At 59.5% G+C, this 12574-nt stretch carries 14 protein-coding genes; 2 read left to right on the forward strand and 12 right to left on the reverse strand.

Annotated elements, in window-relative coordinates:
• Positions 1–3: 3 nt before the first annotated feature.
• A complete protein-coding gene (gene fdxA, locus J3P79_RS20955; protein ID WP_003184854.1) occupies positions 4–327 on the forward strand; it encodes a ferredoxin FdxA in 324 nt (107 codons plus the stop codon).
• Positions 328–814: 487 nt separating this feature from the next.
• On the opposite strand, the gene rpoS is transcribed toward fdxA, so the two are convergent.
• The 8 genes from rpoS to J3P79_RS20995 all read right to left on the reverse strand — a co-directional run bounded on the left by rpoS (position 815) and on the right by J3P79_RS20995 (position 7952).
• Entirely contained in the window at positions 815–1822 is a 1008-nt protein-coding gene (rpoS, locus tag J3P79_RS20960; protein WP_003184855.1) for an RNA polymerase sigma factor RpoS, read from the reverse strand.
• 106 nt (positions 1823–1928) lie between these two features.
• A complete protein-coding gene (locus J3P79_RS20965; RefSeq protein ID WP_434605463.1) occupies positions 1929–2774 on the reverse strand; it encodes a peptidoglycan DD-metalloendopeptidase family protein in 846 nt (281 codons plus the stop codon).
• A gap of 225 nt (positions 2775–2999) precedes the next feature.
• The gene (locus J3P79_RS20970) at positions 3000–3635 is read right to left on the reverse strand and encodes a protein-L-isoaspartate(D-aspartate) O-methyltransferase (protein WP_161796107.1); all 636 of its coding nucleotides are present in this window, start codon (positions 3633–3635) and stop codon (positions 3000–3002) included.
• Positions 3636–3676: 41 nt separating this feature from the next.
• On the reverse strand, positions 3677–4426 hold the full coding sequence (gene surE / locus J3P79_RS20975; protein ID WP_039591962.1) for a 5'/3'-nucleotidase SurE: 750 nt from the start codon (positions 4424–4426) through the stop codon (positions 3677–3679).
• Positions 4414–5472 carry a tRNA pseudouridine(13) synthase TruD gene (gene truD, locus J3P79_RS20980; RefSeq protein WP_434605465.1) on the reverse strand — a complete coding sequence of 353 codons (1059 nt, stop codon included), beginning with the start codon at positions 5470–5472 and terminating at the stop codon, positions 4414–4416. The genes surE and truD overlap by 13 nt, the downstream gene beginning before the upstream one ends.
• Positions 5469–5942 (reverse strand): 2-C-methyl-D-erythritol 2,4-cyclodiphosphate synthase, encoded by a 474-nt coding sequence (gene ispF / locus J3P79_RS20985; RefSeq protein ID WP_045155191.1) that lies wholly within the window; start codon positions 5940–5942, stop codon positions 5469–5471. Before ispF ends, truD begins: the two co-directional genes overlap by 4 nt.
• A 43-nt stretch (positions 5943–5985) precedes the next feature.
• Entirely contained in the window at positions 5986–6831 is an 846-nt protein-coding gene (gene fghA, locus J3P79_RS20990) for an S-formylglutathione hydrolase (RefSeq protein ID WP_434605467.1), read from the reverse strand.
• Between the two features lie 8 nt (positions 6832–6839).
• On the reverse strand, positions 6840–7952 hold the full coding sequence (locus tag J3P79_RS20995; RefSeq protein ID WP_039591966.1) for an S-(hydroxymethyl)glutathione dehydrogenase/class III alcohol dehydrogenase: 1113 nt from the start codon (positions 7950–7952) through the stop codon (positions 6840–6842).
• A 108-nt stretch (positions 7953–8060) separates the two neighbouring features.
• Between J3P79_RS20995 and J3P79_RS21000 the strand changes: the two genes are divergently transcribed.
• Positions 8061–8957 carry a LysR substrate-binding domain-containing protein gene (locus J3P79_RS21000; RefSeq protein WP_434605468.1) on the forward strand — a complete coding sequence of 299 codons (897 nt, stop codon included), beginning with the start codon at positions 8061–8063 and terminating at the stop codon, positions 8955–8957.
• A 172-nt stretch (positions 8958–9129) separates the two neighbouring features.
• Here J3P79_RS21000 and ispD read toward each other — a convergent pair whose 3' ends face one another.
• The 4 genes from ispD to kdsA all read right to left on the reverse strand — a co-directional run bounded on the left by ispD (position 9130) and on the right by kdsA (position 12573).
• A complete protein-coding gene (gene ispD / locus J3P79_RS21005; RefSeq protein ID WP_434605469.1) occupies positions 9130–9837 on the reverse strand; it encodes a 2-C-methyl-D-erythritol 4-phosphate cytidylyltransferase in 708 nt (235 codons plus the stop codon).
• Positions 9834–10112 carry a cell division protein FtsB gene (ftsB, locus tag J3P79_RS21010; protein ID WP_030139474.1) on the reverse strand — a complete coding sequence of 93 codons (279 nt, stop codon included), beginning with the start codon at positions 10110–10112 and terminating at the stop codon, positions 9834–9836. Before ftsB ends, ispD begins: the two co-directional genes overlap by 4 nt.
• A 171-nt stretch (positions 10113–10283) precedes the next feature.
• Positions 10284–11573, reverse strand: coding sequence for a phosphopyruvate hydratase (eno, locus tag J3P79_RS21015; protein WP_045155188.1), 1290 nt, complete (start codon positions 11571–11573; stop codon positions 10284–10286).
• Between the two features lie 154 nt (positions 11574–11727).
• The gene (gene kdsA, locus J3P79_RS21020) at positions 11728–12573 is read right to left on the reverse strand and encodes a 3-deoxy-8-phosphooctulonate synthase (protein WP_030139476.1); all 846 of its coding nucleotides are present in this window, start codon (positions 12571–12573) and stop codon (positions 11728–11730) included.
• Position 12574: the final 1 nt, after the last annotated feature.

A 12574-nucleotide genomic window follows, 5' to 3' on the forward strand; every position in this document is an offset into this window, starting at 1 on the left:
GAAATGACCTTCGTCGTCACCGACAACTGCATCAAGTGCAAGTACACCGACTGCGTAGAAGTGTGTCCGGTGGACTGCTTTTACGAAGGCCCGAATTTCCTGGTCATTCACCCAGACGAGTGCATCGACTGCGCCCTGTGTGAACCGGAATGCCCGGCGAATGCCATTTTCTCGGAAGACGAAGTGCCAGCCGGCATGGAGAACTTCATCGAGCTGAACGCTGAACTGGCGGACATCTGGCCGAACATCACCGAGAAGAAAGACGCCCTGCCGGATGCTGAAGAGTGGGATGGCAAGCCAGGCAAGATTGCAGACCTCGAGCGCTGATCTTTCCTGCGTCACCAAAAGGCCCCTTGCGGGCCTTTTTGCTGCCTGGAACCAAATCGCAGGCAAAAAAAGGGGCGGTTTGACCCGCCCACATTTTTTCCCTAATCCCTTTAATCCTTTTCATCGTCCTGATGAATCGCATCCTGCGATGTCCTTCCGTTCCCATCGTCCTTGACGGGTGTGTCTGTCCGTCGACACAGGGTTGATATTAGTGTTTTCTCGATTCAGCGCAATGGGGCCAAGACGAGTGCCCAGCCCTGTAACGGTCTATTCATAAAGAATAAATCCCTTTAAGAACAATGCCTTGAGTATTTTTCGACGTCTTTATGAGTCAACTGTCCCATCGAAGGAAACCCGATAGCTTACGTAACACTAGGCAAAGGCTTACAAACTGAAACTACAAAAATGGGTAGGACCGAAAGATCACAATCCAGAAACGCAAAAGCCCCGAACCAGTCGGGGCTTTCTCTGCTGCGCTTGTTGAGCGTTATTGAAACAGCGACTCGCTCGACAGGCCATTCTTCTCCAGGATTTCGCGCAGACGCTTGAGGCCTTCGACCTGGATCTGCCTGACCCGCTCCCGAGTCAGACCAATCTCCAGGCCCACATCTTCCAGCGTGCTGCTTTCATGACCGCGCAAGCCGAAGCGGCGAATCACCACTTCCCGTTGCTTGTCGGTCAGTTCCGAGAGCCATTGGTCGATGCTTTGGGACAGGTCATCGTCCTGCAGCAATTCGCACGGGTCGGTGGGTCTATCGTCCGTGAGGGTATCGAGCAACGTCTTGTCCGAGTCAGGCCCCAGGGAAACGTCCACCGAGGAAACCCGCTCGTTGAGCCCAAGCATGCGCTTGACCTCGCCCACCGGTTTTTCCAATAGGTTGGCGATTTCTTCAGGCGAAGGTTCGTGGTCGAGTTTCTGGGTCAACTCTCGGGCGGCCCGCAGGTAGACGTTCAGCTCCTTGACCACATGAATCGGCAGCCGGATGGTCCGGGTCTGATTCATGATTGCCCGTTCGATGGTCTGGCGGATCCACCAGGTCGCATAGGTCGAGAAACGGAAACCGCGCTCGGGGTCGAATTTCTCGACAGCGCGAATCAGGCCCAGGTTGCCCTCTTCGATCAGGTCCAACAGCGAAAGCCCACGATTGACGTAACGTCGGGCGATTTTCACCACCAGGCGCAGGTTGCTTTCAATCATGCGTTTTCGACCAGCCGGGTCGCCACTTTGCGACAGGCGCGCAAAATGCACTTCTTCCTCTGGGGAGAGCAGCGGCGAGAAACCGATTTCGTTGAGGTACAGCTGAGTGGCGTCCAGCGCCCGGGTGTAATCGATGTACTTATGTTGTTTAAGTGAAGCGGAGTGTTTGGATTTGGCACGAACGGAAGGTGGAGTCGCCCCTTCATCATTCGACATCGAATCCATAGCGATGCCGGCCTCCATAAGGAGAACCTCATCGTCGATGTCAAACTCCGGCACTTCTTTACTGAGAGCCATTGTTATAGTCCTTTGGTGAGTTCGACCTCAAGCTCGAGCGACGCCTTTATCCTTGGCAACGCTGGAGCCTGTTCCCTCTACGTGACGGAACAGGCTGACATGCAAATCAACGACGTGGCAGGAATTGCAGCGGATCTACAGGCTTACCTTGTCGGCGAATCTCAAAATGCAGTTTCACCCGGTCTGTACCCGTCGATCCCATTTCGGCAATTGTCTGCCCGACCTTGACCTGCTGCCCCTCCCGAACCAACAGCCTGCGGTTGTGACCGTAGGCACTGACGTAGGTATCGCTGTGTTTGATGATCACGAGTTCGCCGTAGCCCCTCAAACCACTCCCGGCGTACACAACCGTGCCATCAGACGCGGCAAAAACAGGCTGTCCCAAATCCCCGGCGATATCAATTCCTTTATTCAAACTACCGTTTGAAGAGAATTTTCCAATGAGAACGCCATTAGAAGGCCATCCCCAGCCAGTCGGGGCGGGGCCTGCCGGAGGCATCGGAGCGGGCGCGGGCTTGTTCGCGACGGACGGTATAGGCGCCGTGGCGGGACCGACCGGACGACGGATAACCGTGGTTTTACTCGAGGACGAAGGCGTCGAGCCCGACTGCGTGACGACCGCCGTAGGCGTTGAACTGCTGCGACCGTCAAAGCGAATTGTCTGACCTGGGTGGATCGTATATGGCGAAGGAATATTGTTCCGAGCCGCGAGGGCTTTGTAGTCCCAGCCGTAGCGAAAAGCGATGGAAAACAGCGTATCGCCGCGACGGACTACATACTGGCCGGTCGTTACGGTAGGCCGTTGCGGTGTCGCGTTGTTGCGATCGACCACCCGGACGTTACCCGAAGGCGTACTGGAACAACCGACCAGCAAGGTACTCAAGAGAAGGCCAGTCACCAGGCGCTTTAAGCTCGTGATACCCATACGCTGCGCAATGACTGTGAGACTCACCCGCCGCTCCCTTTGTGGTGGCTGAAGAAATTCGAAACTGCCTGTCCAGGCAGATATGTTGCCCTGTGGGTGACCGACATCCTGCTTCTATAAAGGAAGCGCAAAGGACGCTCGCACACGTTTGCTCGACGCTGTTTAACGTTATTTGGCAAACCGGCGCCCGACCGACAGGTGCTGCCGTAAGACACGGTCCGCGTCTTGGAATTCAGCACTGATCATAAATGCTCAGGCCAACGGCCCATTGAGCAACGGCACAAAACGAACCGCCCCAAGGACGTGCCGTGAAAAACCGTGTTCTTCGCGCACGATCAACATCAGTTGCTGGACTTCGCCCGCGCCGACCGGGATGACCAAGCGCCCGCCAGGCGCGAGCTGATCCAGCAAAGCCTGCGGTACATCAGTAGCAACAGCCGTGACAATGATGCCATTGTAAGGCGCCAGCGCCGGCCAACCTTCCCAACCGTCTCCCCAGCGAAATACCACGTTGCGCAGGTTCAGTTCCACGAGGCGTTCCTTGGCGCGATCCTGCAACACCTTGATCCGCTCCACGGAAAAAACCCGCTCGACCAACTGCGACAACACCGCCGTCTGATAGCCCGATCCCGTGCCGATCTCCAGCACCTTGTCCAGCGGCCCCGCCTCCAGCAGCAACTCGCTCATGCGGGCCACCATATAAGGCTGGGAAATGGTCTGGTTATGGCCGATCGGCAACGCAGTATCTTCATAGGCCCGATGGGCCAGGGCCTCATCGACGAACAGATGCCTTGGCGTGCGACGAATCACTTCCAACACCTGGGCGTTGGACAGCCCTTCCTCGTAGAGCCGCTGTATCAACCGTTCCCGGGTACGCTGGGAGGTCATGCCGATTCCTCGGCGCAGCATATCGTCTTGTTCGCGAGCCATCAGTGCAGCCCCTCCAGCCAGCCCTCAAGATGTCGAAAGGCATCATTGAAGGTGCGATCGAGCTGCAACGGCGTGATCGAGACATAGCCTTGCATCACGGCATGGAAATCCGTACCCGGCCCGCCATCTTCGGCGTCGCCAGCAGCGGCGATCCAGTAGCCGGCCTTGCCGCGCGGGTCGACGACATGCATCGGTTTGGCGGCGCGGGCACGATGGCCCAGGCGAGTGAGCTGGATGCCACGGATATGATCAAGTGGCAAATTCGGGATGTTCACGTTCAGCACCGTGCGCGGCGGCAGGTCCAGTTCACCATGGGCTTCTACCAGCTTGCGGGCAAAGTAGGCGGCGGTTGGCAAGTTGTCGACCTGCCGTGAAACAAACGAAAAGGCAAAGGACGTCTTGTTCAGGAAACGGCCTTCCAAGGCTGCGGCGACCGTGCCCGAATACAGCACGTCGTCGCCCAGGTTGGCGCCCAGGTTTATACCCGAGACCACCATGTCCGGCTCGCGCTCAAGCAAACCATTGAGGCCCAGGTGCACGCAATCGGTGGGTGTACCGTTGAGGCTGATGAAACCGTTGTCCAGGTAGCAAGGGTGCAGCGGACGATCGATCGTCAGCGAACTGCTGGCGCCGCTCTTGTCCTGGTCCGGGGCAATCACCACGCACTCGGCAAAATCCGCCAGCGCAACATATAGCGCGGCAAGACCGGGTGCTGTCACCCCGTCGTCGTTAGAGATCAGAATACGCATGGGCTGTCCGTCTGCCCTGCTGGCACCAGATCGACGAGTTCGCGCACCAAGACAGTGGCGAAACATCCGGCCGGCAGGACGAATTCCAATTGCAGAATGTCAGGCTCGGGATAATGCCACGACAGCCCGCCAATGGGCAGTCGCAGGATGCGACGTTCGTGATTCATTCCCGCGTTTATCAACCAGTCGCGCAGATCCGCTTCGCCTTGGGCAACGGCCTGCTCCAATTCGAAGACCACGCCGGCGGCGGGCGAAGGTCCCTCGCCCCATTGGGGGCCGGTCGGATGCAGATCAAGAATCGCCAGGCGCGGATCGCTGCACTCAGCCTCCCCGGCCGGGAAGAAACTCCGGCTGTCGGTAAAGGCCAGCAGGTCACCCACCTGGGCACGTTGCCAGGTACCGTCGGCCACCCTGGCCGCCAACACTTTGTTGAACAGGAAACTGCGCGCCGTGGACAGGAGGCGCGAGCGCACGTTGCGCTGCTCCGGCAAGGCCTTGCGCGCCGCCCATGCGCGGGCGTCGACTATGTTGCCACCGTCATGGCCGAAGCGCTGGGCACCAAAATAGTTGGGGATGCCCTGGCGGATGATCTGTTGAAGGCGCGCTTCGATCGCCGTCACGTCGCCCTTGAATTGGGTAAGGCGCAAGGTAAAGCCGTTGGCAGAATGCGCGCCGCGCTGCAGCTTGCGCTTGTGGCGGGCGGTCTTGAGGATCTTCAGCGTGTCGTTCTCTGCCGCCGACAGGTCCGGATCGGCCTTGCCCGGCAATTGGACGCTGAACCACTGGCGGGTCAGGGCCTGGCGATCCTTGAGCCCGGCATAGCTGACGGTGCGCAACGGCACGCCGGCGGCCTTGGCGATTCGCCGGGCGGCCTCCTCGGTGTTCAAGCCACGTTTCTCAACCCAGATCCACAAGTGCTCACCATCGCCGGTCAACGGGATATCAAGCACTTCATCGACTTGGAAATCTTCAGCGCTGGCCTTGAGTACCGCACTGCCCAACGACTCACCGTAGGCCCGTGGCCCCAACAATTCCAGTTCGGTCATGGGCGCAGCAACAAGGCAACGGAATGGACGGCGATGCCCTCTTCGCGACCGACGAAGCCCAGCTTCTCGGTGGTGGTGGCTTTCACGTTCACTTGGTCCAGCTCAACTTGAAGATCCTCGGCGATCACTTGGCGCATCGCTTCGATGTGCGGCGCCATCTTGGGAGCCTGGGCGACAATGGTGTTATCGACATTGCCGATTTTCCAGCCCTTGGCGTGGATCAGCGACACCACATGGCGTAGCAGCACGCGGCTGTCGGCGCCCTTGAATTGCGGGTCTGTGTCGGGGAAGTGCTTGCCGATGTCACCCAGGGCAGCCGCGCCGAGCAGTGCATCGCTCAAGGCGTGCAGCAGGACATCACCGTCAGAATGCGCGAGCAGCCCGAAGCCGTGTGCGATCCGCACGCCGCCCAGAGTAATGAAGTCGCCTTCAGCGAAACGGTGAACATCGTAGCCGTGGCCAATACGCATAAAAAAACGCCCCGATTTTTGTCAGGGCGTGATTCTACCTGCATTAGGCGTTTAGAGCGCGTGCATGATGTTGCAAGTGATCATCGATGAAGCTGGCGATGAAGAAGTAGCTGTGGTCATAGCCCGGTTGCAAGCGCAGTTCCAGCGGGTGGCCGACAGTCTTGGCCGCCTGTTGCAGGGCATCGGGCTTGAGCTGGTTGGCCAGGAAATCATCTCGATCCCCTTGATCCACCAGCAGTGGCAGCCGCTCATGCGCCTCGGCAATCAGCGCACAGGCATCCCATTCCCGCCACTTCGAGCGATCTTCCCCCAAATAACGGGAGAAAGCCTTCTGGCCCCAAGGGCAATCCATCGGATTGTTGATCGGCGAAAACGCTGACACCGAACGGTAACGCCCCGGGTTGCGCAAGGCGCAGACCAGCGCGCCATGGCCGCCCATGGAATGACCGCTGATGCCGCGTTTATCCGAAGCCGGGAAATGCGCTTCGACCAACGCCGGCAGTTCCTGCACGACATAGTCATGCATCCGATAGTGCCGCGCCCAGGGTTCCTGCGTGGCGTTCAGATAGAACCCTGCCCCGAGGCCGAAGTCCCACGCACCATCCGGATCGCCCGGCACATCGGCGCCACGGGGACTGGTGTCCGGCGCGACGATGATCAGGCCCAGCTCCGCGGCCATGCGCTGGGCACCGGCCTTTTGCATGAAGTTCTCGTCGGTGCAGGTCAATCCGGACAACCAATACAGCACCGGCAACTTGCCGCCCTGCTCGGCTTGCGGAGGCAGGTACACGGCAAACACCATGTCACAACCGAGCATTTCGGAACGGTGCCGGTAACGCTTGTGCCAGCCGCCGAAGCTTTTCTGGCAGGAGATGTTTTCCAGACTCATGACCGACCTCAGAAATGAATTACGGTACGGATGCTCTTGCCTTCGTGCATCAGGTCGAACGCCTTGTTGATATCTTCCAGGCCCATGGTGTGGGTGATGAAGGTATCCAGCGGAATCTCGCCCTTCTCGGCCATGTCGACGTAGCTTGGCAACTCGCTGCGACCGCGCACGCCACCAAACGCCGAACCGCGCCAGACGCGCCCGGTCACCAGTTGGAATGGACGGGTGGCGATTTCCTGGCCGGCACCGGCCACGCCGATGATCACCGACTCGCCCCAACCCTTGTGGCAGCACTCCAGCGCGGCACGCATCAACTGCACGTTGCCGATGCACTCGAAGGAAAAGTCCACGCCGCCGTCCGTCATGTCCACGATGACTTCCTGGATCGGACGGTCGAAGTCTTTCGGGTTGACGCAATCGGTGGCGCCCAGTTGCTTGGCGATTTCGAACTTGGCCGGGTTGATGTCGATGGCGATGATGCGCGCGGCCTTGGCCTTCACGGCGCCGATCACCGCGGACAGGCCGATGCCGCCCAAGCCGAAGATCGCCACGGTGTCACCCGGCTTGACCTTGGCGGTGTTGAGCACCGCACCGATGCCAGTGGTGACGCCACAGCCCAGCAGGCAGACTTTTTCCAGCGGCGCTTCTTTCTGGATCTTCGCGACGGAAATTTCCGGCAGCACGGTGTATTCAGAGAATGTCGAGGTGCCCATGTAGTGGAAAATCGTCTCGCCCTTGTAGGAAAAGCGCGAAGTACCGTCCGGCATCAGGCCTTTGCCCTGGGTGGCGCGAATGGCCTGACAGAGGTTGGTCTTGCCCGACTTACAGAATTTGCACTGTCCGCACTCCGGCGTGTACAGCGGGATCACATGGTCACCCACGGCCACCGAGGTCACGCCTTCACCGATGGCTTCGACAATGGCGCCGCCCTCATGGCCCAGGATCGACGGGAAGATCCCTTCCGGGTCGGCGCCCGACAGGGTGTAGGCGTCGGTGTGGCAGACACCGGAGGCCACCACGCGCAACAACACTTCGCCCGCCTTGGGCATGGCCACGTCGACTTCAACGATTTCCAGGGGTTTCTTGGCCTCGAAGGCAACGGCAGCGCGCGACTTGATCATCCGGATTCTCCAGCAAATAAATACAAGACTGGGAGTGTAATCCTCCGCTGGAAAATGAATAATCCAGGCAAAAGCAAAACATTATTGCTGCACAGGGATAATCGACTTATGTCTGATAACCGCTGGGAAGGCATCGACGAGTTTGTCGCCGTGGCCGAATGCAACCAATTCACTGCCGCCGCTGAACGTCTTGGGGTTTCGTCTTCCCATATCAGTCGACAAGTCGTACGGCTGGAAGAGCGTCTGCAGACACGCCTGCTGTACCGCAGTACCCGCCGGGTGACCCTGACTGAAGCCGGACAAACCTTTTTGCAGCACTGCCAGCGCCTGCAGGACGGACGCGAGGAAGCCTTGCGAGCCGTTGGCGACTTGACCAGCGAACCCAAGGGCATGCTGCGCATGACCTGCGCGGTGGCTTATGGCGAACGGTTTATCGTGCCGTTGGTGACCCGTTTCATGGGCCTCTACCCGCAATTGCGGGTCGACATCGAACTGAGCAATCGCCCGTTGGACCTGGTCCATGAAGGCCTGGACCTGGCAATTCGCCTGGGCCGATTGCAGGACTCGCGCTTGGTGGCTACGCGCCTTGCGCCCAGACGCATGTATTTGTGCGCTTCACCCTCTTATCTGGAACGCTACGGCCGGCCCCACAGTGTGTCGGAACTGAGCCGCCACAACTGCCTGATCGGCAGCTCAGACATGTGGCAACTGGAGCAGAACGGGCGGGAATTTTCCCAACGAGTACAGGGAAACTGGCGCTGCAACAGTGGACAAGCGGTGCTCGATGCGGCACTGCAAGGGGTGGGTTTGTGCCAGTTGCCGGACTATTACGTGCTCGGACATTTGCACAGCGGTGCGTTGATCTCGCTGCTGGAGGCTCATCAGCCGCCGAATACAGCGGTGTGGGCGTTGTACCCGCAGCAGCGACACCTGTCGCCGAAAGTGCGCAAGTTGGTGGATTATCTGAAGGAAGGGTTGGCTGAGCGGCCGGAGTATCGGGGTTAGGCCAGTTTCTGTCCGGTGTTTATTTGGTGCCTGCATGATCGCCTTCGCGAGCAAGCTCGCTCCCACATTGGCCCTGTGTCTGGCCACACTCTTGTGATCAACATAGACCTATTGTAGGAGCGGGCTTGCTCGCGAAGGGCGCTACGCGGTGTCGAACAGATATAGGAATTTATTAGCGCCGATTCGCCCACCGCTGGCGCAACCACTCCAGATCTTCCGGCCGGGTGACCTTGATGTTGTCCGCTCGCCCTTCGATCAGCCTAGGCGCCTGCCCCGCCCATTCCATGGCGGACGCTTCGTCGGTAATTACCGCATCCGCCACCAGGCTGTCGGCCAGGGCCCGGTGCAAGGCACCGAGACGGAACATTTGCGGCGTATAGGCTTGCCAGATCACGCTGCGGTCAACGGTCTCCAGTACGCGACCGTGCTTGTCGGCGCGCTTGAGGGTGTCACGCGCGGGGACAGCCAACAGGCCGCCGACCGCATCGTTCGCCAACTCATGGAGCAGGTTATCGAGATCGTCCCGGGCCAGGTTCGGCCGGGCGGCGTCGTGCACCAGCACCCAATCGAAATCATCGGCGCCCTGCTCGTGAAGGTGCAGCAACGCATTGAGCACCGAACCCGAACGCTGCTCGCCGCCATCCACGCGGTGGATACGCGGGTCGCTGGCGCAGGCCAGGGTCGGCCAATAGGGATCGTCGGGTGCAACGCTGACCACCACGCCCTTGACGGTCGGGTGATCGAGGAAACAGCCAAGGCTGTGTTCGAGAATTGTGCGTCCGCCCAGTTGCAGGTATTGCTTGGGGCGGTCGGCAGCCATACGGGCGCCAACGCCCGCGGCAGGAATGACAGCCCAGAAGGCCGGCAGACGAATACTCATTGGGCCAACTGGTAGAGGGTTTCGCCCTCCTTGACCATGCCCAACTCATGGCGAGCCCGCTCTTCGACGGTCTCCATGCCTTTCTTCAGTTCCATCACTTCGGCGTCCATTACCCGATTACGCTCGAGCAATGCCTCGTTTTCGGCGTGCTGGTCGGCAATCTGCTGAGTCAGCTCGGCCACTTGCGCCAGGCTGCCATTGCCCACCCACAGGCGGTACTGCAGGCCGGCCAGCAACAAGAGCAAGACGAGAAACAACCAATTGGGACTGCGCATCGAATATCAGGTATCCAGTGAAAAAAGACCGCCATGCCAAACTTTGAAGCGTCTGATAGCACGAAGCCTGGAAAACCCAGGCTTGTGCTTGATAAGGCATCAGATTAGAGGCAAAACCACCATGTTGGCGACCTTTGCGACGCAATCCGCTGTCTTTTTACCATTTACCGCTTAACCGCGAAACTCGGCGCGACCGTTGTACTTGGCCTTGCCGTTCAACTGCTCTTCGATACGCAGCAGTTGGTTGTACTTGGAAACGCGGTCGGAGCGGCACAGCGAACCGGTCTTGATCTGGCCCGCCGCAGTGCCCACGGCCAGGTCGGCAATGGTCGAGTCTTCGGTTTCACCGGAACGGTGGGAGATCACGGCGGTGTAGCCGGCAGCCTTGGCCATCTGGATGGCTTCCAGGGTTTCGGTCAGGGTGCCGATCTGGTTGAACTTGATCAGGATCGAGTTAGCGATCTTCTTGTCGATGCCTTCTTTCAGGATCTTGGTGTTGGTCACGAACAGGTCGTCGCCCACCAGCTGGGTTTTCTCGCCGATCTTGTCGGTGAGGATTTTCCAGCCAGCCCAGTCGGACTCATCCAGGCCGTCTTCGATGGAGATGATCGGGTAGCGTTCGGTCAGGCCCTTGAGGTAGTCGGCAAAACCTTCGGCAGTGAACACCTGGCCTTCGCCGGACAGGTTGTATTTGCCGTCTTCGAAGAACTCACTGGCGGCGCAGTCCAGGGCCAGGGTCACGTCGGTGCCCAGCTTGTAGCCAGCGTTGGCCACGGCTTCGGAGATCACTTTCAGTGCATCTTCGTTGGACGCCAGGTTCGGTGCGAAACCGCCTTCGTCACCAACAGCGGTGCTCAGGCCACGAGCCTTCAGCACGGCCTTGAGGTGATGGAAAATCTCGGTGCCCATGCGCAGGCCTTCGGAGAAGGTCTTGGCGCCAACCGGCTGCACCATGAATTCCTGGATGTCGACGTTGTTATCGGCATGCTCGCCACCGTTGATGATGTTCATCATTGGCACCGGCATCGAGTAAACGCCCGGGGTACCGTTGAGGTTGGCGATGTGCGCGTAAAGCGGCAGGTCCTGGTCCTGGGCTGCGGCCTTGGCAGCGGCCAGGGACACGGCGAGGATCGCATTGGCGCCCAGGGTGGCTTTGTTTTCGGTACCGTCGAGCTTGATCATGGCCTGGTCGAGGGCCTTCTGGTCGGCAGGGTCCTTGCCCAGCAACAGGTCACGGATAGGACCGTTGATGTTGGCGACGGCTTTCAGCACGCCCTTGCCCAGGTAGCGGCTCTTGTCGCCATCACGCAGCTCCAGCGCTTCGCGCGAGCCAGTGGAAGCACCGGACGGCGCGCAGGCGCTGCCGATGATGCCGTTGTCGAGAAGCACGTCCGCTTCGACAGTGGGGTTGCCACGGGAGTCGAGAACTTCACGACCTTTGATGTCGACGATTTTTGCCATTGTTGTAAACACTCCAAAGTTGACGAAAACGACGCAGCGAGAGGAAATCTTTTACCGTCGGCGGGGATCGAGCAGCGGGCAGGCTCGCCGACGATAACGCCCGGCCCGCAGGCCAGAGCGTTTATCGAGCGGTACTTTACCGGAGAAAACCGCGTTACGCGGTTTCTATCGTCGGAAAACCCTTGACCAGCTCATCCAGCGACTTGAGCTGAGACAGGAAAGGTTCCAGCTTGTTCAAGCGCAAGGCACAAGGCCCGTCGCACTTGGCGTTGTCAGGGTCAGGGTGGGCTTCAAGGAACAGGCCTGCAAGGGACTGGCTCATGCCGGCCTTGGCCAGGTCGGTCACTTGGGCGCGACGACCGCCGGCGGAGTCGGAACGACCGCCGGGCATCTGCAGCGCGTGGGTCACGTCGAAGAACACCGGGTATTCGAACTGCTTCATGATGCCGAAGCCGAGCATGTCCACCACCAGGTTGTTGTAGCCGAAGCTCGAACCACGTTCGCAGAGGATCAACTGGTCATTGCCGGCCTCTTCGCACTTGCTCAGGATGTGTTTCATTTCCTGGGGCGCGAGGAACTGGGCTTTCTTGATGTTGATCACCGCGCCGGTCTTGGCCATCGCGACCACGAGGTCGGTCTGGCGCGACAGGAAGGCCGGCAACTGGATGATGTCGCAGACTTCGGCGACGACCGCGGCCTGGTCAGGCTCGTGGACGTCGGTGATGATCGGCACGCCGAAGGCTTGCTTGATGTCCTGGAAAATCCGCATCCCCTCTTCCAGGCCCGGGCCACGGTAAGAGGTCACCGACGAACGGTTGGCCTTGTCGAAGCTGGCCTTGAAGACATAAGGGATACCCAGTTTCTGGGTCACCTTCACGTATTCCTCGCAGACCTGCATCGCCATGTCGCGGCTTTCCAGCACGTTCATGCCGCCGAACAGCACCATGGGCTTGTCGTTGGCAATCTCGATGTCGCCGACGCGAATGATCTTCTGGGCCATC

Source organism: Pseudomonas sp. R1-7, from assembly GCF_051132105.1.
Classification (GTDB): domain Bacteria; phylum Pseudomonadota; class Gammaproteobacteria; order Pseudomonadales; family Pseudomonadaceae; genus Aquipseudomonas.